This is a genomic window from Pedococcus soli, assembly GCF_054782575.1.
This window is the reverse complement of the sequence record NZ_BAAGSF010000004.1, coordinates 86,467-112,925: the sequence shown is the minus strand read 5'-3', so window position 1 is coordinate 112,925 and position 26,459 is coordinate 86,467. Positions and strand designations below refer to the sequence as shown.

Below are 26,459 nucleotides of genomic sequence, written 5' to 3'. Positions count from 1 at the left end.
CCGTGGAGGTCACGTGGGCGTGGGTGTTCCTCGACCTGCCGCAGGACGGGTTCGACGAGCAGCTCGGGTTCTGGCAGCAGGTGACCCGCTCGACGCTCTCGCCGTGGCGGGGTGGCCGCGGTGAGTTCGCGACGCTCCTGCCGGCCGAGGGCGACCCGTGGGTCAAGGTCCAGCGGGTCGGTGGAGCGGGTGGGGTGCATGTCGACCTCGAGGTCGACGACGTCCCCGAGGCTGCCGGCCGGGCCCGCGACCTCGGTGCGGTCGTGCTGGACGACCTCGGCACGTTGGTCGTCTGCCGCTCGCCCGGCGGTTTCGCCTTCTGCCTGGTCGCGGCCGCTGCCCGGCCGCGGGTCCAGGTCCGTTCCGGTCAGCCGAGCCTGGTCGACCAGGTCTGCCTCGACGTCCCCACCGACCGGTATGCCGCCGAGCTGGCCTTCTGGACCGACCTCACCGGATGGGCGGCACCGGGGACCGAACCGGGGGAGTCCGGCCTGCTGCCGTTGACCCGGCCCGACGGCCTGCCCCTACGCCTGCTCACCCAACGGCTCGGACGGCCCGACGGCACGGTCACGGCTCACCTCGACCTCGCCTGCGCGGATCGGGTGGCCGTGACACGCGAGCACGAGGACCTCGGTGCCCAGGTCGCCTCGGTCCACGAGCGCTGGACCGTGCTGCGGGCCCCCGGCGGTGCCCGTTTCTGCCTGACCGACCGCGACCCCGGCACCGGTCTGCTCGCCTGAACCGATCGTCCACACCCGGCCGTCCACACCCGGTCGTCCACACCCGGCCGGGACCGGGCGGGGCATCCACAGGGTCGTGGTCCTGCGCTGGAGAGCGGTCGCCACCGGCGCGACGGTGGACCCATGGTGGGGAGCAGCGAGGACGTGCGGGTGGTCGCGCGCCAGGTGCGGCGGGATGCCGAGCGGGTGCGGCACGTGGCGGCCCGCGTCGGGGCGACGAGGGGAGTGGCCTGGCGGTCCGCCGCGGCGACGAGGTTCCGCGAGGTGGTGACGGACCGGGTCGTCGCCCTGGGCCGGGCGGTCGGTGGTCTGGAGTCCGCCGCGGACGCTCTGGAGTCGCACGCGCTGGCGCTCGACCGCGCCCGGGACGCGCTCCGCGCGTTGCTGGGCGAGGTGCCCGGACCGGGCGGTCGTCGGTGAGCCCCGGTCTGTCCAGCCCCGACCCGTCCGGCCCCGGCCCGTCCACCACCGGCCATTCCGGGGGTGACCCGTCCAGCACCGACCCGGTGATCGAGGTCCGGGGTGGGGTCGGCGGCACGACCGTCGGGGTCGACGAGCTCGTCGGGGCGGCCGGACAGCTGGTCCAGGCGGCGGCCGACCTCGGTGGCGTCGTGGTCGGGTTGGTGGCGGCGGCGGCCCGGGTGGCGGCGTCGTCGAGCACCGGGGCCGCGTTGAGCCCCCTCACGGCCGTGCGGGCCGAGGCCGAGGTGCTCGAGGCCGCCCGGGCGCTGGTCGTCGAGGCGGCGGCCCTGGAGGGTGTCGCGCTCGCGGTCCGGGCTGCCGCACGGGCCTATGGGGAGGTGGAGGACGAGGTGGTCCGGACGGCGTCGCTCGCCCAGGACGTCGTCCTGGCCCTGGCCGGGCACGCCGCCCCGACCCTCGTCGTCGGGGTGGTCGCGCTCGAGGCCGTCGGCGTGGACGTCGCAGACCTGCTGGACCGGGCAGCCTGGGCACTGCCCGAGGTGGCCGAGCTCGGGGGAGGCAGCGGCGGTCTGGTCGTCGGGCTGCGTTCGAACCCCCTGACAGCACCGCTCCTCGCTCCACCGCTCCTCGCTCCACCGCACCGGGTGAGCAGCAGCCCGTGGGCTCGACCCGACCTGGCCCGGCCGGCCGACCGCGACGAGCAGGCGGTCGGGGTGCTGGCGGACTCCGCGGCAGCCCGGGGCCTGCTCGACGACGCGGGTGCGGTCCGCGTGACCGAGGCCGCGGTCCCTGGGGGCGGGGGTCGGGCCACCGTCGGGCCGGTGGGTGTGGCGGCGCTCGCCGGCGACCTCGCGGAGCTGCCCGGCGACGGCCGGGTCCGGGTCGTCGAGGTCGCGGGTGACCGGGGTCCGGCCTGGATCGTGGAGATCGGCGGCACCCAGGTCTGGGACGCACGGGCGGGGGAGAACCCGTTCGACCTCACCACCGACGTCCGCTCGATGGCGGGGGAGTCGACCCTCCTCGCAGCCGGGGTCCAGCAGGCGCTGGCGACGGCGCAGGCTGGTGCGGCCGCGGCGGGTGGCCGTGACGTCGCCGCGGAGCCGGTGATGCTGGCCGGACACAGCCTGGGCGGCATCGTCGCGGCGGGGCTGGCTTCGTCCGCGGAGTTCAGGTCAGCCCACCGCGTCACCCATGTCGTGGCCCTCGGGTCCCCGATCGGCAAGGCTCCCGTGCCTCCCGGGGTGCAGGTGCTGGCCCTCGAGCACCGGCAGGACCCCGTTCCCCGGCTCGAGGGACGCGCCAACCCCGACCGGGTCGACTGGGTGACGGTCTCGCGCGACCTCGCGGACGATCCCGGGCAGCGGCACCGCGCCAGCGCAGCCCACCCGGGTGAGCTCTACGTCGGGACCGGAGCGGCCGTCGACGCCTCCGACGACCGGTCCGTGGTGCGCTGGCGAGAGGGCGCGTCCTCCTTCTTCGAGTCGTCGGGTGGCCCGGGGACGGCGGTGGTCCGCGACTACCGCATCGCCCGCGTCGGTCCCGAGCCCTGATGGCACAATCCGACCCGTGAACCCGTCCACCGCCATGGCCACCGTCCTCGTCGACGAGCTGGTCAGGCAGGGGGTGCGGCACGTCGTGCTCTGCCCGGGGTCCCGGTCCGCGCCCCTCGCGTATGCCGTGCAGGAGGCCGAGCGCGTCGGGCGCCTGCAGCTCCACGTCCGCGTCGACGAGCGGTCCGCCGGGTTCCTCGCCCTGGGACTGGCCAAGCTCACCCGGGTGCCGGCTGTGGTCGTCACGACATCCGGTACCGCCGTCGCGAACCTCCACCCGGCCGTGCTCGAGGCCCACCACGGCGTGGTGCCGCTGGTCGTCCTGTCCGCCGACCGGCCGGTGGAACTGCGCGGCACCGGGGCGAACCAGACGACCGTGCAGCCGGGCATGTACGGCGAGGCGATCCGGTGGTCGGTGGACTCCGCGGCGCCGGACCGCCGCCCCGGCGAGGTGGACCGCTGGCGCGCGGTGGCCGCGGCCGCGGTCGGGCACGCGACCGGGACGGTCGGCGGTGGCGAGCCGGGTCCCGTGCACCTCAACGTGCAGCTGCGCGAGCCGCTGGTGCCGGCAGCGGGCGAGCCCTGGCCGGAGCCACTGGATCACCCGCAGCCCAACGACTGGTCCACGTCCGCGCCCTCGACCACATCCGCGTCGTCGGCCACCTCTGCGCCGTCGACCACGTCCGCGCCCTCGAGCACGCCGGTTCGCCATGGCCAGGAGCCGGCCACGGGGGTGCAGGACGTCGCCCGCACGGTCGTCGTCGTGGGTGACCTGCCCGAACCCGAGCAGTTCGAGCGGGTGGTCCGGTGGGCGGGGCGTCGCGGGTGGCCGGTCGTGGCCGAGCCCTTCGGCACCCATCCCCGCCCCGCCGTCCTGCCGCACGGGCCGCTCGTCCTGACCGACCCCGGCTGGCTCGACGAGCACGCGCCGGACCGGGTGATCGCCGTCGGGCGGCTCACCCTCTCCCGGCCGGTCGCAGCGCTCCTGCGCCGTCCCGGGGTGCGGGTGGAGGCCGTGGGGACCCACGCGTGGATCGAGTCCCGCCCCGACATCGCCGCCGTGCACCCCGTCGAGGTCATCGACGAACCGACCCCCGAGCCGACCCCCGAGCCGGCCAGGACCGACGCCGACCTGGAGTGGGCCCGTGCCTGGGAGGCCGCGGGCTCGCGCCTGACGGCCGCCCTCGCACCCGGCGCGGCAGTGGGTCGAGCCTGGCCGAGCGGGCTGGCCGTCGCGGAGACGGTGACCGAGGCACTCCCTGCAGGGTCGACGCTGTTCGTCGGGTCGTCGAACTCGGCCCGGGACCTCGACCTCGGCCCGGCACGCACCGAGGAGCTGCGCGTGGTGGCGAGCCGCGGGCTCGCCGGCATCGACGGCTGCGTCTCGACGGCGGTGGGCCTGGCCCTGGCCGGCGACGACCCCGTCTACGCCCTCCTGGGCGACCTCACGTTCCTGCACGACGCCAACGGGCTCCTCATCGGCCCGCTGGAACGACGGCCTGACCTGACGATCGTCGTCACCAACGACGACGGCGGCGGCATCTTCACGCTCCTCGAGCCCGGTGAGCCCGAACGCACCGCCGACTTCGAGCGCGTCTTCGGCACCCCCACAGGTGTCGACCTCGCCTCCTTGTGCGCCGCGCACCACGTGGCGCACCGACGCATCTCGACCCGGGACCAGCTCGTCGACGCCCTGGCCCAGCGACCGGACGGCCTGCGCGTCCTGGAGGTGCCGCTCGACCGCTCCGGCCACCGCGAGCTGCACGCAGAGCTGCGCCGAGTGGCGGCTGCCGCGATCAGGGCAGGTGACGCAGCGGCATACCCCGCGCGATGAGGTCCTCGCGCAGGTGGTCCGGGTTCGTGAAGTGGATGGCGTCGAGCCCGGTCTCCTCGGCGGCGAGGACGTTCGCCGGGCTGTCGTCGATGAAGATGCAGTCGTCCAGCCCTGCGCGGTGACGGACCCGTTCCTCGAGCACCTCGAAGATCTCGGGGTCGGGCTTGGCCACCCCCTCCTCACCGGAGACGATGATGTCCTCGAACAGGTCGAGGAACCCGAACCGCTCGACGGCCACGGGGAACAGGTCGGCCGACCAGTTGGTCAGGGCGAACAGCGGCACCTTCGCCGCGTGCAGCTCCTCGAGGATCGCGACCGTGCCCTCGATCTCGCCCATGAGGGACGCGTCGAAGTGGCGGCGGTAGGCGAGCACCTCCTCCGCGTAGTGCGGGTGCGACGCGAGCGCCGACTGCTCCGCCTCGTCGAGGGTGCGGCCTGCGTCGTTGGCGTGGTTCCACGCGGCGAAGTCGAAGTCGGGGTCGGCCACGAACGCGGCCGCCCGCTCGGGGCCGACGGCGACGGCGATGGCCGGCACCGGGTCCCACCGGATCAGGACGTTGCCGAGGTCGAAGACGACGACGTCCGCAGGACGTGGCGCGAGGTCGCCGGCCGACACGTCAGCTCCGCGCCGTCAGGGCGTCGCGCATCGGCACGAGCTTGGCGTCGGACTCGGCGACCTCCGAGTCGGGGTCGGACCCGGCGACGATGCCGCACCCGGCGAACAGTCGCATCGATGCCGCGTCGTCGGGCTCGAAAGCGCCGCAGCGCAACGCGATCCCCCACTCGCCGTCACCGGAGGAGTCCATCCAGCCGACCGGTCCGGCGTACCGGCCGCGGTCCATGTGCTCGAGCTCGGAGATCACCGCGTCGGCGACCTCCGCGGGTGTGCCGCACACCGCGGCCGAGGGGTGCAGGGACGCGGCGAGGGTGAGCGAGGTCGCGCCGTCGGCGACCACCCCGGCGACGTCGGTGGCGAGGTGCATGACGTTGGACAGGTGCAGCACGAACGGCGACTCGGGGACGTTGACCGACGAGCAGTGCGGGCGGAGGGCGTCGGCAACCGAACGCACGGCGTACTCGTGCTCCTCGAGGTCCTTGCTCGACCGGGCCAGCGATCCCGCGAGCGCCAGGTCGTGCTCGTCGTCGCCGGTGCGCCGGATGGTGCCGGCCAGGACGCGCGACGTCACCAGGCCCTTCTCCAGCCGGACGAGCATCTCCGGCGTCGCCCCGACCAGGCCGTCGACGGCGAACACCCACGTGGTGTCGTACCGCTCGGCCAGCCGCTGCAGCAACCAGCGGGCGTCGATCGGCTCGGACGCGGTGACCCGCAGGTCACGCGCCAGGACCACCTTGTCGAGGTCGCCGTCGGTGATGCGGGCGACCGCCTCCTCCACGGCTCCGGCCCACTGGGCCGGTGACAGCGCCCCGTCGGCGAACGCGACGCCTGTCGGCTCGAGGGGGGCGGACTGCTCGGGGAGCACGGGCGAGGGGAGCTCGGAGGTGGTGCCGATCGTGGTGACCCACCAGGCGCCGTCACGGGCGCCCACGACCACCTCGGGCACGACGAGCGTTGCGCCCGAAGGGGATCCGGCGGCATACGCGACCGAACCGAAGGTGACCGGACCGGAACCGGGGCGGCCGACCTCGTCGCGCACGACGGCGGAGGCGACGACGTCGCGCCACCACTCCTCCGCGAGGGCGAACCGGTCGGGTCCGTGCGCCGTGAACTCCAGCGCACGCCCCCAGCCCACGAGCCCCTCGCCGCGACGGACCCAGCTGGCGATCTCGCGCGGGTCACCGAGGTCGGGCAGCAGGGTGAGCAGGCTGCCCGGGTCGGTGAGCGCCACGGTGCGGGCGACGAGGTGGGTCCCCTGGCGGGCAGCCGCGGCGGGAGTGGGCAGGGTGCTCATGTCGGGGGCCAGCCTACGACCGACCGGTATGGCGCCGGTCCCGGGCCGAGCCGGGGCGGGGCTGCCCCTCCGCGCGGGGTGCGGGAGGATGGCGCCATGACGCGTGCCAGCCTCGACAAGGACCCCCGTGACGTCGCCGCGATGTTCGACGACGTGGCCGGCAAGTACGACCTGACCAACGACGTGCTGTCGCTGGGGCAGGACCGCCTGTGGCGCCGGGCCGTCCTCAAGGCGGTGGCGGCCCAGCCGGGGGAGACGGTGCTCGACATCGCGGCCGGCACGGGCACGAGCAGCGAGCCGTTCGCCGACGGTGGGGTCAACGTCGTCCCGGCGGACTTCTCGCTCGGCATGCTGCGGGTGGGCAACCGGCGTCGCCCCGACCTCGGGTTCACCGCGGCCGACGCGATGAGGCTGCCGTTCGCGGACGACAGCTTCGACGCCGTCACGATGTCGTTCGGGCTGCGCAACGTCGCCAGCGTCGAGGCGGCGCTGGGGGAGTTCCTGCGGGTGGTGAAGCCGGGCGGACGGCTCGTGGTCTGCGAGTTCAGCCAGCCGGTCAACGCCGCCTTCCGCAAGGTCTACACCGAGTACCTCATGCGCTCCCTGCCGCCGGTGGCCCGCAAGGTCAGCAGCAACCCGGAGTCCTACGTCTACCTCGCCGAGTCGATCCAGGCGTGGCCCGCGCAGCGCGAGCTCGCCACGACGATCGCGGCGGCCGGCTGGTCGCAGGTGGGCTGGCGGAACCTGACCGGCGGCATCGTCGCGCTGCACCGAGCGGTGAAGCCGGCGTGACTCGCGCAGCGAGGCTCGCGCCGAGCCGGTGCCGAGCTGGAGCCGGGGCGGCAGGCGGTTAGGGCTGCCTTACTAGGAGGGCCGCGGAGGGCGGGAATAGACTCCGCATTTGAAGTTCGTGAAGTCGTTCACAAGCGGGTGAGGCAGGCGTGACACACAGCATCAGCGAGGTCGTCGGAGGCAGCTCCACGATCGGCGCAGCCACCGAGACCGCCGACGTCATCATCGTCGGCGCGGGTCCCGCGGGATCCGCGACCGCGGCATACCTGGCGATGACGGGACTGGACGTCCTCCTCCTGGAGAAGACGACCTTCCCGCGCGAGAAGGTCTGCGGGGACGGACTGACCCCGCGAGCGGTCAAGGAGCTCATCACCCTCGGCATCCCCACGCCCGAGGAGGACGGCTGGATCAAGAACCACGGGCTGCGGATCATCGGCGGCGGGATGCGCCTGTCGCTGCCGTGGCCGGACCTCGCGAGCTTCCCGCCCTACGGCCTGGTGCGCACGCGCCAGGACTTCGACGACATCCTGGCCAAGCACGCCGTGAAGCACGGTGCGCGACTGCGCGAGGGCACCAACGTCACCGGCCCGATCGTGGACTCCAAGGGGTCCATCGTCGGTGTCACGGCCAAGGCCACGGACGAGAAGGGCCGGGCGACCGGACCCGAGCTGCGCTACACCGCACCCCTGGTCGTGGCGGCCGACGGCAACTCCTCCCGGTTGTCCCTGGCGATGGGCCGCGAGAAGCGCGAGGACCGCCCCATGGGTGTCGCGGTCCGCACCTACTACACGAGCCCGCGCCACGACGACGACTACCTCGAGTCCTGGCTCGAGCTGTGGTCGACCGACGCGAACGGCAAGAAGGTGCTCCTGCCCGGCTACGGCTGGATCTTCGGTGTCGGTGACGGCACCTCCAACGTCGGGCTCGGCATCCTCAACACCTCCAGCGCCTTCGGCAAGACGGACTACAAGGACGTCATGCGCCGCTGGGTCGCCACCATGCCGCAGGAGTGGACCTACTCCGACGAGACGATGGTCGGCCCGATCCGCGGAGCCGCGCTCCCGATGGGCTTCAACCGCCAGCCGCACTACGACCAGGGACTGCTGCTCGTCGGCGACGCCGGCGGCATGGTCAACCCGTTCAACGGCGAGGGCATCGCCTACGCCATGGAGTCGGGTCGGCTCGCGGCCGAGGTGATCGCCCAGGCGTTCGCCCGCACCGACGACGCCCAGCGCGAGCGGGTCCTGCAGTCCTACCCGGGTGTCATGGCCGACTCGCTGGGCGGGTACTACACGCTCGGCCGGTACTTCGCGAAGATGATCGGCAACCCCGAGATCATGCGACTGGCCACCAAGTACGGACTTCCGCGCACCACGCTCATGAAGTTCCTCCTCAAGGTGATGGCCAACCTCGCCGAGCCCCGCGGGGGCGACGCGAGCGACCGCCTCATCACCGCCCTGTCGAAGATGGCGCCCGACGCATGACCCGTCGTGCAATCTCGGAGGCCACCCCTAGGATTGGGGCGCGCACGTCGCGGCCCGGCTGCACGTCCCGCCCCGACGCCGCCCACGGCGTCAGCCACGACGTCGAGCACGACGTCACACATGAGCTCACAGATGACTTCGGAAGGGGAGTGGCACGGCGATGAGCAACCCCTACGTCCCCCTGCTTTTCCTGTTGGCGATCGGTGGCGGCTTCGCCGTGTTCTCGGTCTTCGCCGCCTCGATCGCGGGGCCCAAGCGCTACAACCGCGCGAAGCTCGACGCCTATGAGTGCGGCATCGAGCCGACCCCGCAGGCCGCCGGCGGCGGACGCGTGCCGATCAAGTACTACCTGACCGCCATGCTGTTCATCATCTTCGACATCGAATCGGTGTTCCTCTACCCGTTCGCCGTCGCGTTCAACCAGCTCGGTCTCTTCGCACTCGTCGAGATGGTGCTGTTCATCCTGACCGTCTTCGTGGCCTACGCATACGTGTGGCGCCGCGGCGGCCTCGAGTGGGACTGACGAGGACTAGGACAAAGCAATGGGAATCGAAGAGAAGCTGCCCGCAGGCTTCCTGCTGAGCACGGTCGAGCAGGTCGCGGGCTACATGCGCAAGAGCTCGGTCTGGCCCGCCACGTTCGGTCTGGCCTGCTGCGCCATCGAGATGATGGCCGTCGGCACGCCCGACTACGACATCGCCCGGTTCGGCATGGAGCGGTTCTCCGCGACGCCGCGCCAGGCCGACCTGATGATCGTCGCCGGCCGGGTCAGCCAGAAGATGGCCCCCGTCGTGCGCCAGGTCTACGACCAGATGCCCGAGCCCAAGTGGGTCATCTCCATGGGTGTCTGCGCCAGCTCCGGTGGCATGTTCAACAACTACGCCATCGTGCAGGGGGTCGACCACATCATCCCGGTCGACGTCTACCTGCCGGGGTGTCCGCCCCGCCCCGAGATGCTCCTCAACGCGATCCTGACGCTGCACGAGCAGATCCAGAACAGCAAGCTCGGCGTCAACCGCGTCGCTGCGGCCCGCGCGGCCGAGGCGGCCGCCCTCTCGGCGACGCCGACGCACCAGATGACCGGCCTGCTCGCCCAGGGTGCGGGCACCAGCCTTCCGCTGGCCGCTGCCGGCCCGTCGCACGCCCACAGCCACTCGCACAGCCACGACCACGGCGCGCACGGAGGTGTCGCGTGAGCGACGAGAAGGACCCGAAGCAGGCCACCGCCAACAGCGACGTCCTCGGCAACAAGGCCGCTGACGCCGCCGCCGACAAGGGCGACGGACCCGACCAGCCGGCCGCCGTCGTGGCCGGGGCCACCGTCGGGGCCGAGCCCGGCGCCGTGACCGACCGCGAGACCGGGGACCGGCTCCCCGCCGCCCCCGGCACCACGCCCGACCCCGTCCAGGTCGGTGAGCGCCGCGGCATGTTCGGTGCCACCGACACCGGTGACACCACCGGGTACGGCGGCATGGTCAGCCCGATCCTCTTCCCGGCCGCCGCGGTGCGTCCGTACGGCAGCTACTTCGACGAGATCGCCGACCGGCTCGAGCAGGGGCTGGTGGGCGGCTCCGCCTCCTACTCCGAGGCCGTCGAGCGCGCGGTCGTCGACCGGGGCGAGCTGACCCTGTTCGTCCGGCGCGAGCACCTCCGGGCCGTCGCGCGGGCGCTGCGCGACGACCCCGCGCTGCGCTTCGAGATCTGCACCGGTGTGTCCGGTGTGCACCACCCGCAGGAAGAGGGCCGAGAGCTCCACGCGGTCTACCACTTCCTGTCGATCACCCACGGCGGACGCCGGGTCCGCGTCGAGGTCACTGCCCCCGACGCCGACCCGCACATCCCGTCGATCGTCGAGATCTACCCGGCGAACGACTGGCACGAGCGCGAGACGTGGGACATGTTCGGGATCCAGTTCGACGGGCACCCCGCGCTGACCCGGATCCTCATGCCCGACGACTGGCCGGGCCACCCCCAGCGCAAGGACTACCCCCTCGGCGGCATCCCCGTCGAGTACAAGGGGGCCACGGTCCCGCCGCCGGACCAGCGGAGGTCTTACAACTGATGAGCACCGACACCACCGACATCTACGCGACCTCCGGAGCCGACGCGGCTGCGGCCGAGGGCGCGCACATCTTCAACGCCACCGGCGGCGACTGGGACCAGCTCGTCGACGAGGCCGCTGCCCTCCACGAGGAGCGGATCGTCGTCAACATGGGTCCACAGCACCCGTCGACGCACGGCGTGCTGCGCCTCATCCTCGAGCTCGACGGCGAGACGGTGACCGAGACCCGCGCGGGCATCGGCTACCTGCACACCGGCATCGAGAAGAACATGGAGTTCCGCACCTGGACCCAGGGCGTCACGTTCTGCACCCGCATGGACTACCTGACGCCCTTCTTCAACGAGGCCGCGTACTGCCTGTCCGTGGAGAAGCTGCTCGGCATCACCGACCAGATTCCCGAGCGCGCCAACGTCATCCGCGTCCTCATGATGGAGCTCAACCGCATCACCTCCCACCTCGTCGCCCTTGCGACCGGTGGCATGGAGATGGGGGCCAGCACGGTCATGACCGTCGGCTTCCGTGAGCGCGAGCGCATTCTGGCCATCTTCGAGATGGTCACCGGGCTGCGCATGAACAACGCGTTCATCCGCCCCGGCGGTGTCGCGCAGGACCTGCCCCCGGGCGCCATCGACAAGGTGCGCGACACGGTTCCGCTGCTGCGCAAGGGACTCGGCGAGCTCGAGCTCCTGCTCAACGAGAACCCCATCCTCAAGGGACGCACCGTCGACGTCGGCTACCTCGACCTGTCGGGCTGCATGGCCCTGGGCATCACCGGTCCGGTGCTGCGCTCGACCGGCCTGCCGCACGACCTGCGCAAGCTCGACCCCTACTGCGGCTACGAGACCTACGAGTTCGAGGTCATCACCCGCACCGAGGCCGACGCCTACGCCCGCCTGCGGATCCGCATCGACGAGATGTACGAGTCCCTCAAGATCGTCGAGCAGGCCATCGACCGCCTGCAGTCGAACCCGGGCCCGGTCATGGTCGCCGACAAGAAGATCGCGTGGCCGGCCCAGCTGGCCATCGGCGGCGACGGCATGGGCAACAGCCTCGACCACATCCGCGAGATCATGGGCACCTCGATGGAGTCGCTCATCCACCACTTCAAGCTGGTGACCGAGGGCTTCCGGGTGCCGCCCGGCCAGGCGTATGCCGCCGTGGAGAGCCCCAAGGGCGAGCTCGGCTGCCACACGGTGTCCGACGGCGGGACGCGCCCCTACCGCGCGCACTTCCGGGACCCGTCCTTCAACAACCTGCAGGCCACTGCCGCCATGTGCGAGGGCAGCCAGATCGCCGACGTCATCGTCGCCGTGGCCTCGATCGACCCCGTCATGGGAGGCGTGGACCGCTGATGAGCGGAGACAACTTCGGACTGCAGACCGCCTCAGGTCACCTCAACGTCCCCGTCGAGTCCAAGGAGCCCTACCCGGCCGACGTCCTGGCGGGCCTCCACGAGGACGCCGCCCAGGTGGTGGCGAGGTACCCGCAGAAGCGTTCGGCGCTGCTGCCGCTGCTGCACCTGGTGCAGAGCGTCGACGGGTACGTCACGGGCCGCGGCATCGACTTCTGCGCGGAGGTCCTCGACCTGACCACCGCCGAGGTGTCGGGCGTCGCGACGTTCTACACGCAGTACAAGCGCCACCCCAACGGTGAGTACACCGTCGGCGTCTGCACCAACACGCTCTGCGCCATCATGGGCGGCGACCAGATCTGGGACGAGGTCTCCGAGCACCTCGGCATCGGCCACGACGAGACGACGGCCGACGGCAAGATCACCCTCGAGCGGGTCGAGTGCAACGCGGCCTGCGACTACGCGCCGGTGGTCATGGCCAACTGGGAGTTCTTCGACAACCAGACGCCCGACTCGACCAAGCAGCTCGTCGACGACCTGCGCGCGGGCAAGGACGTCGCCCCCACGCGCGGCGCGGCGAAGGTCTGCAGCTTCAAGCAGGTCTCCCGCGTCCTGGCCGGCTTCCACGACGGCCTCGCCGACGAGGGTGTCGGCGCCGGTCCCTCGTCCCTCGAGGGCCTGCGGGTCGCCAAGGACCGCAACTGGACCGCCCCGGGCGCCAAGCACGCCGCTCCCGCCGACGGCGACGCCGGCACGGCCGGCCTGGCGCCGGGGCGCAGCTCCTCCACCGACACGCCGTCCAACGCCGCCGACGAGCAGGCGGGCTCCAAGCCCGCCGAGGGGAAGTGACAGCCGTGGCCACCACGCTCACCCCGATCCTCACCAAGTTCTGGGACGACCCGCAGTCCTGGACCCTGGAGACGTACGAGAAGAACGAGGGCTACCAGGCGCTGAAGAAGGCGCTGTCGATGGCTCCCGCCGACCTCGTGCAGATGACCAAGGACTCCGGACTGCGCGGTCGTGGGGGCGCAGGTTTCCCGACCGGCATGAAGTGGGGCTTCCTGCCCCCGCCGGACGGCGGCCCCCGCTACCTCGTCGTCAACGCCGACGAGTCCGAGCCGGGCACCTGCAAGGACATGCCGCTCATGATGGCGGCACCGCAGTTCCTCATCGAGGGCTGCGTCATCACCTCCTACGCCATCGGCTGCAACCACGCCTTCATCTACCTGCGCGGCGAGGTCGTGCACGTCTACCGCCGCCTGCTGCGCGCGGTGGAGGAGGCGTATGCCGCGGGCCACCTGGGCAAGAACATCCACGGCTCCGGCTTCGACCTGGACATCACCGTGCACGCGGGTGCGGGCGCCTACATCTGCGGCGAGGAGACGGCGCTGCTCGACAGCCTCGAGGGCCGTCGCGGACAACCGCGCCTCAAGCCGCCGTTCCCGGCCGTCGCAGGCCTCTACGCCCGCCCGACCGTGGTCAACAACGTCGAGTCGATCGCCTCGGTCCCGCCGATCCTGCTGCACGGCGCCGACTGGTTCTCCGACATGGGCACCGCCAAGTCCCAGGGCTTCGGCATCTTCAGCCTCTCGGGCCACGTCAAGCGCCCCGGCCAGTACGAGGCGCCCCTGGGCATCACGCTGCGCGAGCTGCTCGACATGGCCGGTGGGATGCGCGACCCCAACCACAAGCTGAAGTTCTGGACGCCCGGTGGCTCCTCCACCCCGCTGTTCACCGACGAGCACCTCGACACCCCGCTCGACTTCGAGTCGGTGGCGGCCGCGGGCTCGATGCTCGGCACGCGCGCCCTGCAGATCTTCGACGACACCACCTGCGTGGTGCGGGCCGTCGACCGCTGGACCGACTTCTACAAGCACGAGTCCTGCGGCAAGTGCACCCCGTGCCGTGAGGGCACCTGGTGGCTCAAGCAGATCCTCGGCCGGCTCGAGCACGGCGAGGGGTCCGAGGAGGACCTCGACAAGCTGCTCGACATCTGCGACAACATCCTCGGTCGCAGCTTCTGCGCGCTGGGTGACGGTGCCACGTCGCCGATCACCAGCAGCATCCAGTACTTCCGCGAGGAGTACCTCGCACACCTCACCAACGGTGGCTGCCCCTTCGATCCGAGGGAGTCGTCGCTGTTCGCGAAGGAGAAGGCCACCGCATGACGGTCCAGACCAGTCCCAGCGCCGGCGGCAACGCCGTCAGCAAGGGCGGCGACGCCTCGCCGCCCGCCACCGTCGACCAGGTCAGCCTGACCATCGACGGCGTGGAGGTGTCGGTCCCGAAGAACACGCTGGTGATCCGCGCCGCCGAGGAGGTGGGCGTCCAGATCCCGCGGTTCTGCGACCACCCGCTGCTCGAGCCCGTGGGCGCCTGCCGCCAGTGCCTCGTCGACATCGCCACCCCGGGCCCCGACGGCAGCATGCGCGCCATGCCCAAGCCGCAGGCCTCCTGCACGATCACCGTGTCGGAGGGCATGCAGGTCAAGACCCAACAGACCTCGCCGGTCGCCGACAAGGCGCAGCAGGGTGTCATGGAGCTGCTGCTCATCAACCACCCGCTCGACTGCCCGGTCTGCGACAAGGGCGGCGAGTGCCCCCTGCAGAACCAGGCGATGAGCAACGGTCGCGCGGTGTCCCGCTTCGAGGACGTCAAGCGCACCTACCCCAAGCCCATCAACATCTCGAGCCAGGTGCTGCTCGACCGCGAGCGCTGCGTCCTGTGCGCCCGGTGCACCCGCTTCTCCGACCAGATCGCCGGTGACCCGTTCATCGCGCTGGTCGAGCGCGGCGCCCTGCAGCAGGTCGGCATCTACGAGCAGCAGCCGTTCGAGTCCTACTTCTCGGGCAACACCGTGCAGATCTGCCCGGTGGGCGCCCTCACCGGTGCGGCCTACCGCTTCCGCAGCCGTCCGTTCGACCTGATGTCGACGCCGAGCGTCTGCGAGCACTGCGCCTCCGGCTGCTCCATCCGCACCGACCACCGTCGTGGTGTCGTGCTGCGTCGCATGGCGATCAACGACCCGGCGGTCAACGAGGAGTGGAACTGCGACAAGGGTCGCTGGGCCTTCCAGTACGCCACCACGGGCGACCGGATCCAGTACCCGATGGTGCGTGACGAGTTCGGTGACCTGCAGGTCGCGTCGTGGCCGGAGGCCCTCGAGGCAGCGGCCAACGGCCTGCGCGCCGCCAAGGGCGTCGGGGTGCTCGTCGGCGGCCGCGTGTCCGCCGAGGACGCCTACGCCTACTCCAAGTTCGCCCGCACGGTCGTCGACACCAACGACGTCGACTTCCGGGCCCGCCCGCACTCGCAGGAGGAGGCCGACTTCCTCGCCTCCACCGTCGTCGCCACCGGCCCGCACGGTGCCGCCGTGACGTACGCCGAGCTGGAGACGGCCAGGACGGTCGTCCTCGTCGGCTTCGAGCCGGAGGAGGAGAGCCCGATCGTGTTCCTGCGGCTGCGCAAGGCGCACCGCAAGAACAAGACGGCCGTGTATGCCGTGGCCCCGTTCGCCACGCGCGGCCTCGAGAAGCTGGGCGGCACGCTCATCCCGGCCGCTCCCGGTACCGAGGCCGAGGTGCTCCGCGCCCTCGGTGACGGGGTCACCGGCGACGGTGCCGCCGCCAAGGCCGCGCAGGCCCTCGAGGAGCCCGGCACGGTCGTGCTCGTCGGCGAGCGCCTGGCCACCGTCCCCGGTGCGCTGTCCGCCGCGGCGGCCCTCACCTCCTCGGTCGGTGCCCGCCTCGCGTGGGTGCCCCGCCGGGCCGGTGAGCGTGGTGCGCTGGAGGCCGGTGCGCTCCCGACCCTGCTGCCCGGTGGCCGACCGGTCGCCGACCCGGCTGCCCGCCAGCAGGTGGCCGAGGCCTGGGACGTCGTCGGCCTGCCCGACACGCCCGGCCGCGACACCGCCGGCATCATCGCCGCGGCGACCACCGGTGACGTCAACGCCCTCGTCGTCGGTGGCGTCGACGCCCGCGACCTCGCCGACCCGCGCGCGGAGGAGGCCCTGGCCAAGACGTTCGTCGTGTCGCTGGAGGTCCGGCCCTCGTCGGTCACCGAGGTCGCCGACGTCGTGTTCCCCGTCGCCGCGCACGCGGAGAAGGGCGGCACCTTCGTCGACTGGGAGGGGCGCACCCGGCCCTTCGCCACGGCGATCGACACCGCGCACAACTCCGACTACCGCGTCCTGGACATGCTGGCCGGCGAGCTCGGCTCGTTCCTGGGTGCGCGCACGCTCACCGAGGTCCGCGCCGACATGTCCGCGCTCGGACCGTGGGAGGGCCAGCGGCCCGCCGCGCCGTCCGTCGCCGCCGGTGACGTCCCGCACCTGCCCGAGGGCAAGGTCGTCCTCGCCACCTGGCACCACCTGCTCGACCGCGGTTCGCTGCAGGACGGTGAGCCGTTCCTGGCCGGCACCGCCCACGCCACGCGGGCGCGCGTCTCCGCCGCCACCGCCGAGGCCCTCGGGCTCGTCGACGGTGACACCGTGCGGGTGGCGGGCGACCGGGGTGCGATCAGCGCACCGGTCGAGGTCACGCCGGACATGGTCGACCACGTCGTGTGGCTGCCCACCAACTCCGAGGGCAGCCGGGTCCGTGCCACGCTGGGCGCCGACGCGGGAGCCCTCGTGTCCCTCACGAAGGCCGCGAACACCGTGGACAGGAAGGTCACCCAGTGAGCACCGTGACGTATGCCGCCCAGGCAGTCACCGCCCTGCCGCACCTCCCGGCCGGGCTGGCGAGCGCGCCGTTCGCCGACAACCCCAGCGCCGACTTCAGCGACACGCCGTGGTGGCTGCACCTGGTCAAGGCGTTGCTCGTCTTCGTGTTCCTGCTCGTCAACACGCTGATCGTCATCTGGTTCGAGCGTCGCGTGATCGGTCGGATGCAGCAGCGTCCCGGACCCAACCGCACCGGCCCGTTCGGGCTGCTGCAGACCCTCGCCGACGGCGTCAAGCTGGCCCTCAAGGAGGACCTGACGCCCAAGAACGCCGACAAGGTCGTCTTCGCACTCGCCCCGGCCATCGCGGGTGCCATGGCGTTCGTGTCGTTCGCGATCATCCCGCTCGGCCCGACCGTCTCGATGTTCGGCCACCGGACGCCGCTGCAGCTGACCGACATCCCCGTGGCGGTGCTGCTCGTGCTCGCAGTCGCCGGTGTCGGCGTCTACGGCATCGTGCTGGCCGGCTGGTCGTCGGGCTCGACCTACCCGCTGCTCGGTGGACTGCGCTCGACCGCCCAGGTCATCTCCTACGAGATCGCCATGGGCCTGTCGCTCGTCGCCGTGTTCCTCTACTCCGGCTCGATGTCGACCTCGCAGATCGTCGCCTCGCAGAAGGACCTCTGGTACATCATCCCGGCGTTCTTCAGCTTCTTCGTCTACGTCATCACGATGGTCGGCGAGACCAACCGACTGCCCTTCGACCTCGCCGAGGGCGAGGGCGAGCTCACCGGTGGCTTCCACACCGAGTACTCGTCGCTGAAGTTCGCGATGTTCTTCCTCGGCGAGTACGTCAACATGTTCACCGTCGCGGCGCTGGCCACGACGATGTTCCTCGGTGGCTGGCAGGCGCCTCCCGGCATCGCCGCCATCAACGACGGCATGTTCAACCACGGCTGGTGGGGCCTGCTCTGGTTCGTCATCAAGCTCTGGCTCTTCATGTTCTTCTTCGTCTGGCTGCGCGGCTCCCTGCCGCGTGTCCGCTACGACCAGTTCATGCGGTTCGGCTGGAAGTTCCTCATCCCCGTCACCCTGGGCTGGGTCGTCGTCGTCGCCTTCATCCGTGGCAGCCAGCTCGGCTACTTCGGTGACGCCGCCCTGACCCTGGGCAACCGGCAGTTCCCGGTCTTCAGCATCGTCTTCGTCGTCATCGTGTCCCTCGCGGCACTGCTCGCGGTGTGGATCTGGGACAACAAGAAGATCGAGAAGGACGCCGCCCGCTCCGCCCCCGCACCGGAGGAGATCGACCCGTTCGCGGGTGGGTACCCGGTGCCACCCCTGCCCGGACAGCGCCTGAAGGAGCCGACCATGGCCATCAGCGACCGCACGGACGCAACCCAGAAGGAGGCCGCTCGTGGCTGACCGAGCAGCTGGTCGACCAGCTGACGACAAGAAGAGCGGGTTCTTCGCCGACCTCTTCGCCCCGGTCGGCGGGTTCGGCGTCACCTTCGCCACGATGTTCCGCAAGCTGGAGACCGAGGAGTACCCCGAGGAGAAGCGTCCGACGCAGCCTCGCTACCACGGTCGCCACCAGCTGAACCGGCACCCGGACGGCCTCGAGAAGTGCGTCGGCTGCGAGCTGTGCGCGTGGGCCTGCCCGGCCGACGCGATCCTCGTCGAGGGTGCTGCGAACGACGACAGCGAGGGCGGTCTGGGCCGCTTCTCACCCGGCGAGCGCTACGGCCGCGTCTACCAGATCAACTACCTGCGCTGCATCTTCTGCGGCCTGTGCATCGAGGCCTGCCCGACGCGCGCCCTGACGATGACGAACTTCTACGAGCTCGCCGACGACAACCGGGCTGACCTCATCTTCACCAAGGAGCAGCTGCTCGCGCCGCTCTCCGAGGGGATGCTCCCCGCGCCGCACCCGATGGTCGACGGCCTGGAGGAGCGCGACTACTACCAGGGCAAGGTCGCTCGGTCGACCCCCGAGCAGGAGGCATGGGTGAAGGAGCACGACACCGCCCCCCGCGACGGCGTCGCTGCCAGCGGCGACCCCGTCGAGGGCGTCGACACCGTGGTGACCGGTCAGGCCACCCGCGACAGCAGCGGAGAGGCGGTGCGCCGATGACCGGGCTCGGTGAGCAGGTGCTCTTCTGGATCCTCGCGCCGGTCTCCGTCGTGGCGGCCACCGGGCTGCTCTTCGCGAAGAAGGCGGTGCACGCCGCCATCGGCATGGCCCTGGTGATGATCAACCTCGGCATCTTCTACATCGCGCAGGAGGCGGACTTCCTGGGCATCATCCAGATCTTCGTCTACACCGGCGCCGTGATGATGCTGTTCCTCTTCGTCCTCATGCTCGTCGGCGTCGACTCCTCGGACTCGCTCGTCGAGACCCTCAAGGGCCAGAAGTGGGCGTCGCTGCTGCTGGCGCTCGGCCTCGGCACCCTGGTCTTCACGGCTGTCGGCCGCGTGGAGTTCGGACCCATGAAGGGCCTGGCCGGTGTCAACGACAGCCCCGGCAACATCACCGGTGTCGCCGAGCTGATCTTCGGCAAGTACGTCTGGACCTTCGAGGTCACCTCGGCCCTGCTCATCACCGCTGCGCTCGGCGCGATGGTGCTGGCCCACCGCGAGCGGATCGGCGCCAAGCCGAGCCAGCGGCTGTGGTCCGAGCGGCGCATCCGTGACAACCGCAACGTCGCCGGCCTCCCGGCGCCGGGTGTCTACGCCCGCAGCAACGCGGTCGACACCCCGGCCCTGCTGCCCGACGGCACCCCGAGCGAGCTGTCCGTCTCGCGCGTGCTGACCGCCCGCGAGCAGATCGTGACCCCCGTCCCGCACATCGAGTCCGAGCACGACATCGAGCACGAGATCGAGGAGGGCTCACAGCGATGAACCTCGTCAACTACATCTACCTCGCGACGATCCTGTTCGCGATCGGTGGAGCCACCGTCCTCATGCGGCGCAACGCCATCGTCGTGTTCATGGGTGTCGAGCTCATGCTCAACGCGACCAACCTGATGTTCGTGACCTTCGCGCGGATGCACGGCTCCCTCGACGGCCAGGTGATCGCCCTGTTCGTCATGGTGGTCGCGGCCGCCGAGGTCGTGGTCGGCCTCGCGATCATCATGGCCATCTTCCGTGCCCGCAGGTCGGCCTCGGTCGACGACGCCAACCTCCTGAAGCTGTAGAAGGGGCCTCGAAGGTGACTTCCCTCGCAACTCTCGCCGCCGCCGACGGTGCCGCCACCGCGGCCACCGGCATCACGGCATACGCGTGGCTCCTGGTGGCTCTCCCGCTGCTCGGTGCCGCCGTCCTCCTCCTCGGGGGACGCGCCACCGACAAGTGGGGGCCGCTGTTCGCGACCGCCATGTCGTGGGCCGCGTTCCTCGTCGGCGCCATCATCTGGATCTCGATGATCGGGCGCGACCACGAGTCGCGCGCCGCGTCGCTGCACCTGTTCAGCTGGGTGCCGGCCGGGTCGTTCAACGTCGACGCCGGCATGCTCATCGACCAGCTGTCCGTGGTGTTCGTGCTGCTCGTGACATTCGTCGGCTCGCTGATCCACGTCTACTCCCTCGGCTACATGGAGCACGACCCGGACAAGCGCCGGTTCTTCGCCTACCTCAACCTGTTCGTGGCCGCGATGCTGCTGCTCGTGCTGTCCGACTCCTACCTGCTGCTGTACGTCGGCTGGGAGGGTGTGGGTCTCGCGTCCTACCTGCTCATCGGGTTCTGGAACCACAACCCCGCGTACGCGACGGCTGCCAACAAGGCGTTCGTGGTCAACCGCGTCGGTGACTTCGGCCTGTCCGTCGCGATCATGATCATGTTCGCGGCGTTCGGGACGGTCTCCTTCGCCGGGGTCCAGCAGGCGGCGGAGGGTGGTGCCGGTCAGGGTGTGCTCACCGCGATCGGCCTGATGCTGCTGCTCGGTGCCTGTGGCAAGTCGGCGCAGTTCCCGCTGCAGAGCTGGCTCGGCGACGCGATGGCCGGCCCCACGCCGGTCTCGGCGCTGATCCACGCGGCGACCATGGTCACCGCCGGCGTCTACCTCGTCGTGCGCAGCGGCTTCATCTTCAACAACGCGCCGAACGCCCAGCTGGTCGTGGTCATCGTGGGTGCGATCACGCTGCTCTTCGGTGCGGTGGTCGGTTGTGCCAAGGACGACATCAAGAAGGCCTTGGCGGCCTCGACCATGAGCCAGATCGGCTACATGATGCTCGCCGCTGGGCTCGGCCCGGTCGGTGCGGCGTTCGCGATCTTCCACCTGCTCACGCACGGCTTCTTCAAGGCCGGGATGTTCCTCGGTGCCGGTTCGGTCATGCACGGCATGAACGACCAGGTCGACATGCGTCGCTTCGGTGGCCTGTCCGGCCTGATGAAGATCACCTGGGTCACGTTCGGCCTCGGCTGGCTCGCGATCCTCGGCGTCCCGCCGTTCTCGGGCTTCTGGTCCAAGGACAAGATCATCGAGGCGGCGTTCATCGGTGAGGGCTGGCGTCCGTGGGTCTTCGGCCTCACTGCCATGATCGGCGCGGGCATCACCGCCTTCTACATGTCGCGCCTGTTCTTCATGACCTTCCACGGCAAGAAGCGCTGGACCGAGGACGTGCACCCGCACGAGTCCCCGCTGACGATGACCGTCCCGATGATGGTGCTGGCCGTCGGCTCGGCCCTCCTCGGTGGCGTGCTGTCCATCGGTGGCACCTTCACGCACTGGCTCGCGCCGGTGGTGGGGGAGCACGGCGAGGAGCACCCGGTGCTGGCCGTCCCGGTCATCACCGGCCTGACGCTCCTGCTCGTCCTCGGCGGTGCCGGCCTCGCGTGGATGCGGTACTGGCGCGACGAGGTGCCGCAGGCCCAGCCGACCGGTTCGCTGGTCACCCGGGCCGCGCGCCGCGACCTCTACCAGGACGACGTCAACGAGGGCGTCTTCATGCGCCCCGGCCTGCACCTGACCCGTGCCCTCGTCTTCGCGGACAACCGCGGCGTCGACGGCGGGTTCGGCGGCCTGGCTGCCCTCGTCGGCGGCACGTCCAGCCGCCTGCGTCGCCTGCAGAACGGCTTCGCACGTTCCTATGCCCTGACGATGCTTGCCGGCGTCGTCGTGATTCTCGGTGCTCTGTGGGTGATCCAGTGATGACGAACTTCCCCTGGCTGACCGTGATCGGGTTGATCCCGCTCATCGGTGCTGCCGTCGTGGCCGCCCTCCCGGCAGGGGTGACCGACCGTGCCAAGCACGTCGCGCTGGGCTTCTCGCTCGTGACGTTGGTGATGGGCATCGCAGCTGCCCTGCAGTTCACGACGAAGTCCGACGCGCAGTTCCAGCTCACCGAGCAGCACGAGTGGATCCCGCAGTTCGGTGTGTCCTACGCGCTCGGTGTCGACGGCACCGCGCTCGTGATGATCCTGCTGGCCGTCATCCTCACGCCGGTGTGCGTCCTCGCCGCGTGGAACGACGTGCCCGAGGGCGGCAAGCGCGAGAAGAACTACTTCGCCCTGATGCTCGTGCTGGAGACGTTCATGGTCGGTGTCTTCGCCGCCACCGACGTGTTCCTGTTCTACGTGTTCTTCGAGGCCATGCTCATCCCGGTCTACTTCCTCATCGGCTCCTACGGTGGCGCGCGCCGCCAGTACGCCGCGGTGAAGTTCCTGCTGTTCTCCCTCGCGGGTGGACTGGTGATGCTCGTGGGCGTCCTGGCGCTGTACCACTACGGCCCGGGCGGCTCGGACGGCTTCCTCGTCACCAAGCTCACCGGACTCGACCTCGGCACCACGCCCGAGCGCCTGATGTTCGTCGCGTTCTTCTTCGCCTTCGCGGTGAAGGCGCCGATGTGGCCGGTGCACACCTGGCTGCCCGACGCAGCGACCGAGGCGCGCCCCGCGACCGCGGTCCTGCTCGTCGGTGTCCTCGACAAGGTGGGCACCTACGGGATGATCCGCTTCTGCCTCCAGCTGTTCCCCGAGGCGTCGAAGTGGGCGACCCCGGTGGTCCTCACCCTGGCGGTCATCTCCATCATGTACGGCGCGCTGCTGGCCATCGGCCAGACCGACGTGATGCGCCTGATCGCCTACACCTCGGTCAGCCACTTCGGCTTCATCGTGCTGGGCATCTTCGCCCTCACGACGACCGCCGGGGCCGGCTCGACGCTGTACATGCTCAACCACGGCTTCTCGACCGCGGCGCTGTTCCTCATCGCCGCGATGCTCGTGACCCGTCGGGGGAGCAAGCGCATCCCGGACTTCGGCGGCTGGCAGCGGGTGACGCCCGGCCTCGCCGGCGTGTTCCTCGTCGCCGGCCTGTCGGGCCTGGCGCTGCCGGGTCTGAGCTCGTTCGTCTCGGAGTTCCTCGTGCTCGTCGGGACGTTCCAGCGCTACAAGTTCGCGGCGGTCGTCGCGACGGCGGGCATCGTCCTCGCCGCGCTCTACATCCTGCTCATGTACAAGCGGATGATGACCGGCGCGAAGCCCGAGCTCGACGCCCCGGTCCGTGACATCTCCTTGCGCGAGAAGATCGTCGTGGCCCCGCTGATCGCCGCGTTCATCGTCCTGGGCTTCTACCCCAAGCCGGCGCTGGACGTCCTCAACCCGGCGGTCGCCAAGACCCTGAGCTACGTCGGTGTCACCGACCCCGCCCCCACCTCCGCTGACGGGAGCACGAAGTAATGCCCGCCGTGACAGTCCTGTCCACGCCGATGGTGCCGGCTGCCTTCCAGGCCGCCGACTTCAACTACGGCGCCATCGCCCCGATGCTCATCGTCATCGGCGGTGCGCTCGTCGGCGTGCTCGTCGAGGCGTTCGCGCCGCGGCGGATCCGCCACACCACCCAGGTGGCACTGGCCCTCGCGACCCTCGTGGCCGCCCTCGTGGTCCTCGTGACCGTGTCGGCCGACGCGAAGAACCGCGGCGGCACGCTGGCCCAGGCCGTCATCATCGACGGGCCGTCGCTGTTCCTCCAGGGCGCCATCCTGGCGATGTCGATCCTCGGTGTCCTGACGATGGCGGAGAAGTTCGGTGGCCAGGGCGCGGACGCGTTCACGCCGATGGGTGCCGCCGTCCCCGGTTCGCCGCACGAGGCCGCGGCCCTGCGTGCCGGCCTGGCGACCAGCGAGGTCTTCCCGCTGACGATGTTCGCCGTGCTCGGCATGATGCTCTTCCCGGCCGCTGGCGACCTGCTGACGATGTTCGTCGCGCTCGAGGTCCTGTCGCTGCCGCTGTACCTGCTCTGCGGCCTGGCCCGACGCCGTCGCCTGCTCTCGCAGGAGGCGTCGCTGAAGTACTTCCTCCTCGGCGCGTTCAGCTCGGCGTTCTTCCTCTTCGGTGCCGCCCTGCTCTACGGCTACGCCGGCTCGCTCTACATCGCCGACATCGCCAAGGCCGTCACGGCGGCCCCCGGCAACCTCGAGGGCCTGCTGCTGCCCGGTGTGGTGTTCGTCCTCGTGGGCCTGCTGTTCAAGGTCGGTGCGGTGCCGTTCCACTCGTGGACCCCCGACGTCTACCAGGGTGCGCCCACCCCGGTCACGGGCTTCATGGCCGCCTGCACCAAGGTCGCCGCCTTCGGCGCCATCCTGCGGATCGTGTACGTCGGCATCGACGCCAACCGGTGGGACTGGCGCGGTGGCGTCATCGCCGTCGCCGCCCTGACCATGGTCGTCGGCGCGGTCCTGTCCGTCACCCAGACCGACGTCAAGCGCCTGCTGGCGTACTCCTCGATCGCGCACGCCGGGTTCATCCTCGTCGCCGTGCTGTCCTTCGACCGGACCGGTGTCTCGGGCACGATGTTCTACCTCGTCGCCTACGGCTTCATGACCATCGCCGCCTTCGCCATCGTCTCGATGGTGCGCCAGGGCGGGTCCGAGGCCTCGCACCTGTCGCAGTGGGCAGGCCTGGGCCGCAACCACCCGGTGGTCGCCGGGGTCTTCGCCTTCCTCCTGCTCGCGTTCGCGGGCATCCCGCTCACCTCGGGCTTCACCGCGAAGTTCGCCGCCTTCTCGCCGGCCGTCGCCTTCGGTGGCCGCGCCGGGGTGTGGCTGGTCGTCATCGGTGTGCTGTGCAGCGTCATCACGGCGTTCGTCTACGTCCGCCTGATCGTGCTCATGTACTTCACCGAGCCGCCGGCCGGGGAGACCGTCGTCGCGGAGACCGCGTCGCCGTTCACCACCGTGGCGATCACCATCGGCACCCTCGTCACGCTCGTCCTCGGCGTGCTGCCGTCGCAGGTCCTCGACCTCGCCGCGCGCTCGTCGCAGTTCCTGGTGAAGTGACCCGGGTCGGCCACGTGAGCCCCACCCCGCCGGTCCTGGCCCTTCCGGCCACGTCCGACGAGCTCAACGCGCGGCTCGCCGATGGCCTCGAGGCCGTCGACGCGCTGCTGCGGCGCGAGGTGGACCACGAGGACCCGTTCATCGCAGGGGCGAACATCCACCTCGCCGAGGCGGGGGGCAAGCGGTTCCGCCCGCTGCTCACCCTGCTCGCCGCTGAGGTGGGCTCGGGGGTGAACGACGACGTGGTCGCCGCGGCGACCGGTGTCGAGCTCACCCACCTCGCCTCGCTCTACCACGACGACGTCATGGACGAGGCGGAAGTGCGACGCGGGGCTCCGAGCGCCAACGCGAAGTACGACAACTCCACGGCGATCCTCGTCGGTGACCTGCTCTTCGGCACCGCCTCGTCGATCATCGCCGACCTCGGCCCGGAGGCCGTGAAGATCCAGGCCCGCACGTTCGTGCGGCTGTGCTCCGGCCAGATCCGTGACACCCGCCGCGCGCCCGAGGGGGTCGACGCGACCGACTACTACCTGCAGGTCCTCGCCGACAAGACCGGTGTCCTCATCGCCACCGCGGCCCGGTACGGCGCGATGTTCAGCGGCTGCGACGCCGCCACCACCGAGACGCTGCGTGAGTACGGCGAACGGCTCGGTATGGCGTTCCAGCTCGCCGACGACCTCATCGACATCGCCTCGGACTCCGAGTCCATGGGCAAGATGCCCGGGACGGACCTGCGCGAGGGCAAGCGGACCCTCCCCGTCCTCTACGCGCTGGCCTCCACCGACCCGGCGGACGCCCGGCTCCAGGAGCTGCTGCGGTCGGAGATCCAGGACGACGCGTCCCTGGCCGAGGCCCTGGAGCTGCTGCGGGTGCACCCGGCGATGGACCGGGCCCAGGAGCGGACGAACGCCGTGGCCGCCGAGGCCACCGCGGCCCTCGCCGGGCTGCCCGACAGCGAGGCCAAGGACGCCCTTTCCGCCCTGGCGACCAGCGTCGTCACCCGCGTCGGCTGAGCCACCGCCCTCCTCGAGCGCTCGGCACGCCGGCCCGGCACGTCGGGTCGGCACCGTGGGTTTCGCCCAGCGCCCGGCGGAGCCGGACCGCCCACGGGCGCAGCGCGACCGAGGCGCCATACCGCCCCTCGACGGGGACCGTATGGCGCCTCGGCGGCACCACGTCGGGTCAGCGCTGGCGGATCTGGATCACGCTGGGTCGGGGCTGGCCGTCACCCTGGTAGGGGAACTGGCTGGCCGGGGCCGACGGTGAGGCGCCCTCGGTCTCGCCCGGGTGCTGCACCGCCGCGAGGACCGACTTCTGGTCCCAGGTGACGAGCGGGCCACAGCACTCGGAGTACGCCGGCACCGACAGGAACTGCTGC

The 26,459-nt window shown here is 71.1% G+C and carries 24 protein-coding genes; 21 read left to right on the top strand and 3 right to left on the bottom strand.

The features are described 5' to 3' along the window. The first annotated feature begins 2 nt into the window (after nt 1-2). The 4 genes from ACYVKF_RS06550 to menD all read left to right on the top strand — a co-directional run bounded on the left by ACYVKF_RS06550 (nt 3) and on the right by menD (nt 4,547). Nucleotides 3-740, top strand: a complete 738-nt coding sequence (locus ACYVKF_RS06550) for a VOC family protein (RefSeq protein WP_460965689.1) — start codon at nt 3-5, stop codon at nt 738-740. Nucleotides 741-863: 123 nt separating this feature from the next. Beyond that, nucleotides 864-1,160, top strand: coding sequence for a hypothetical protein (locus ACYVKF_RS06545; protein WP_056920517.1), 297 nt, complete (start codon nt 864-866; stop codon nt 1,158-1,160). Next, nucleotides 1,157-2,713 (top strand): PGAP1-like alpha/beta domain-containing protein, encoded by a 1,557-nt coding sequence (locus tag ACYVKF_RS06540; protein ID WP_460965687.1) that lies wholly within the window; start codon nt 1,157-1,159, stop codon nt 2,711-2,713. The genes ACYVKF_RS06545 and ACYVKF_RS06540 overlap by 4 nt, the downstream gene beginning before the upstream one ends. Nucleotides 2,714-2,729: 16 nt before the next feature. Then, nucleotides 2,730-4,547: a 2-succinyl-5-enolpyruvyl-6-hydroxy-3-cyclohexene-1-carboxylic-acid synthase gene (menD, locus tag ACYVKF_RS06535; protein ID WP_460965685.1), complete on the top strand. Its 1,818-nt coding sequence runs from the start codon at nt 2,730-2,732 to the stop codon at nt 4,545-4,547. On the opposite strand, the gene ACYVKF_RS06530 is transcribed toward menD, so the two are convergent. Together ACYVKF_RS06530 and ACYVKF_RS06525 are read right to left on the bottom strand one after the other, a co-directional pair. Further along, a complete protein-coding gene (locus tag ACYVKF_RS06530; RefSeq protein WP_460965683.1) occupies nt 4,510-5,163 on the bottom strand; it encodes an HAD family hydrolase in 654 nt (217 codons plus the stop codon). The genes menD and ACYVKF_RS06530 overlap by 38 nt on opposite strands. Before the next feature lies 1 nt (nt 5,164). Continuing rightward, the gene (locus ACYVKF_RS06525) at nt 5,165-6,457 is read right to left on the bottom strand and encodes an isochorismate synthase (protein WP_056915569.1); all 1,293 of its coding nucleotides are present in this window, start codon (nt 6,455-6,457) and stop codon (nt 5,165-5,167) included. Between the two features lie 96 nt (nt 6,458-6,553). Here ACYVKF_RS06525 and ACYVKF_RS06520 point away from each other — a divergent pair, with 96 nt between their 5' ends. From ACYVKF_RS06520 to ACYVKF_RS06440, 17 genes are all read left to right on the top strand, one after another. Next, nucleotides 6,554-7,249, top strand: coding sequence for a demethylmenaquinone methyltransferase (locus ACYVKF_RS06520; protein ID WP_056915568.1), 696 nt, complete (start codon nt 6,554-6,556; stop codon nt 7,247-7,249). A 149-nt stretch (nt 7,250-7,398) separates the two neighbouring features. Beyond that, nucleotides 7,399-8,733 (top strand): geranylgeranyl reductase family protein, encoded by a 1,335-nt coding sequence (locus tag ACYVKF_RS06515; protein WP_460965680.1) that lies wholly within the window; start codon nt 7,399-7,401, stop codon nt 8,731-8,733. A gap of 160 nt (nt 8,734-8,893) precedes the next feature. Beyond that, nucleotides 8,894-9,256 carry an NADH-quinone oxidoreductase subunit A gene (locus ACYVKF_RS06510; protein WP_056915566.1) on the top strand — a complete coding sequence of 121 codons (363 nt, stop codon included), beginning with the start codon at nt 8,894-8,896 and terminating at the stop codon, nt 9,254-9,256. 19 nt (nt 9,257-9,275) lie between these two features. Next, nucleotides 9,276-9,929 carry a NuoB/complex I 20 kDa subunit family protein gene (locus ACYVKF_RS06505; RefSeq protein ID WP_235529344.1) on the top strand — a complete coding sequence of 218 codons (654 nt, stop codon included), beginning with the start codon at nt 9,276-9,278 and terminating at the stop codon, nt 9,927-9,929. 146 nt (nt 9,930-10,075) lie between these two features. Beyond that, the gene (locus ACYVKF_RS06500; protein WP_056917257.1) at nt 10,076-10,795 is read left to right on the top strand and encodes an NADH-quinone oxidoreductase subunit C; all 720 of its coding nucleotides are present in this window, start codon (nt 10,076-10,078) and stop codon (nt 10,793-10,795) included. Beyond that, the gene (locus ACYVKF_RS06495; RefSeq protein WP_056915565.1) at nt 10,795-12,147 is read left to right on the top strand and encodes an NADH-quinone oxidoreductase subunit D; all 1,353 of its coding nucleotides are present in this window, start codon (nt 10,795-10,797) and stop codon (nt 12,145-12,147) included. Before ACYVKF_RS06500 ends, ACYVKF_RS06495 begins: the two co-directional genes overlap by 1 nt. Further along, the gene (gene nuoE / locus ACYVKF_RS06490; protein ID WP_460965677.1) at nt 12,147-12,995 is read left to right on the top strand and encodes an NADH-quinone oxidoreductase subunit NuoE; all 849 of its coding nucleotides are present in this window, start codon (nt 12,147-12,149) and stop codon (nt 12,993-12,995) included. The genes ACYVKF_RS06495 and nuoE overlap by 1 nt, the downstream gene beginning before the upstream one ends. 5 nt (nt 12,996-13,000) lie before the next feature. Further along, the gene (gene nuoF, locus ACYVKF_RS06485; protein ID WP_460965675.1) at nt 13,001-14,314 is read left to right on the top strand and encodes an NADH-quinone oxidoreductase subunit NuoF; all 1,314 of its coding nucleotides are present in this window, start codon (nt 13,001-13,003) and stop codon (nt 14,312-14,314) included. Further along, nucleotides 14,311-16,827 carry an NADH-quinone oxidoreductase subunit G gene (locus ACYVKF_RS06480; protein WP_056915563.1) on the top strand — a complete coding sequence of 839 codons (2,517 nt, stop codon included), beginning with the start codon at nt 14,311-14,313 and terminating at the stop codon, nt 16,825-16,827. The genes nuoF and ACYVKF_RS06480 overlap by 4 nt, the downstream gene beginning before the upstream one ends. A gap of 35 nt (nt 16,828-16,862) precedes the next feature. After that, on the top strand, nt 16,863-18,230 hold the full coding sequence (nuoH, locus tag ACYVKF_RS06475; RefSeq protein WP_056917255.1) for an NADH-quinone oxidoreductase subunit NuoH: 1,368 nt from the start codon (nt 16,863-16,865) through the stop codon (nt 18,228-18,230). Continuing rightward, a complete protein-coding gene (gene nuoI, locus ACYVKF_RS06470; RefSeq protein WP_082553495.1) occupies nt 18,223-18,939 on the top strand; it encodes an NADH-quinone oxidoreductase subunit NuoI in 717 nt (238 codons plus the stop codon). The genes nuoH and nuoI overlap by 8 nt, the downstream gene beginning before the upstream one ends. After that, nucleotides 18,936-19,706: an NADH-quinone oxidoreductase subunit J gene (locus ACYVKF_RS06465; protein ID WP_056915562.1), complete on the top strand. Its 771-nt coding sequence runs from the start codon at nt 18,936-18,938 to the stop codon at nt 19,704-19,706. Before nuoI ends, ACYVKF_RS06465 begins: the two co-directional genes overlap by 4 nt. Continuing rightward, nucleotides 19,703-20,002 (top strand): NADH-quinone oxidoreductase subunit NuoK, encoded by a 300-nt coding sequence (nuoK, locus tag ACYVKF_RS06460; protein WP_056915561.1) that lies wholly within the window; start codon nt 19,703-19,705, stop codon nt 20,000-20,002. Before ACYVKF_RS06465 ends, nuoK begins: the two co-directional genes overlap by 4 nt. Nucleotides 20,003-20,016: 14 nt before the next feature. Then, nucleotides 20,017-21,954 carry an NADH-quinone oxidoreductase subunit L gene (gene nuoL, locus ACYVKF_RS06455; protein WP_056915560.1) on the top strand — a complete coding sequence of 646 codons (1,938 nt, stop codon included), beginning with the start codon at nt 20,017-20,019 and terminating at the stop codon, nt 21,952-21,954. Next, nucleotides 21,954-23,480, top strand: a complete 1,527-nt coding sequence (locus tag ACYVKF_RS06450) for an NADH-quinone oxidoreductase subunit M (protein ID WP_056915559.1) — start codon at nt 21,954-21,956, stop codon at nt 23,478-23,480. Before nuoL ends, ACYVKF_RS06450 begins: the two co-directional genes overlap by 1 nt. Further along, nucleotides 23,480-25,078: an NADH-quinone oxidoreductase subunit NuoN gene (gene nuoN / locus ACYVKF_RS06445; RefSeq protein WP_056915558.1), complete on the top strand. Its 1,599-nt coding sequence runs from the start codon at nt 23,480-23,482 to the stop codon at nt 25,076-25,078. The genes ACYVKF_RS06450 and nuoN overlap by 1 nt, the downstream gene beginning before the upstream one ends. Nucleotides 25,079-25,092: 14 nt before the next feature. Beyond that, nucleotides 25,093-26,094 carry a polyprenyl synthetase family protein gene (locus ACYVKF_RS06440; RefSeq protein ID WP_460965671.1) on the top strand — a complete coding sequence of 334 codons (1,002 nt, stop codon included), beginning with the start codon at nt 25,093-25,095 and terminating at the stop codon, nt 26,092-26,094. A 169-nt stretch (nt 26,095-26,263) separates the two neighbouring features. Here ACYVKF_RS06440 and ACYVKF_RS06435 read toward each other — a convergent pair whose 3' ends face one another. Beyond that, nucleotides 26,264-26,443: a hypothetical protein gene (locus tag ACYVKF_RS06435; protein ID WP_460965669.1), complete on the bottom strand. Its 180-nt coding sequence runs from the start codon at nt 26,441-26,443 to the stop codon at nt 26,264-26,266. Nucleotides 26,444-26,459 lie beyond the last annotated feature (16 nt).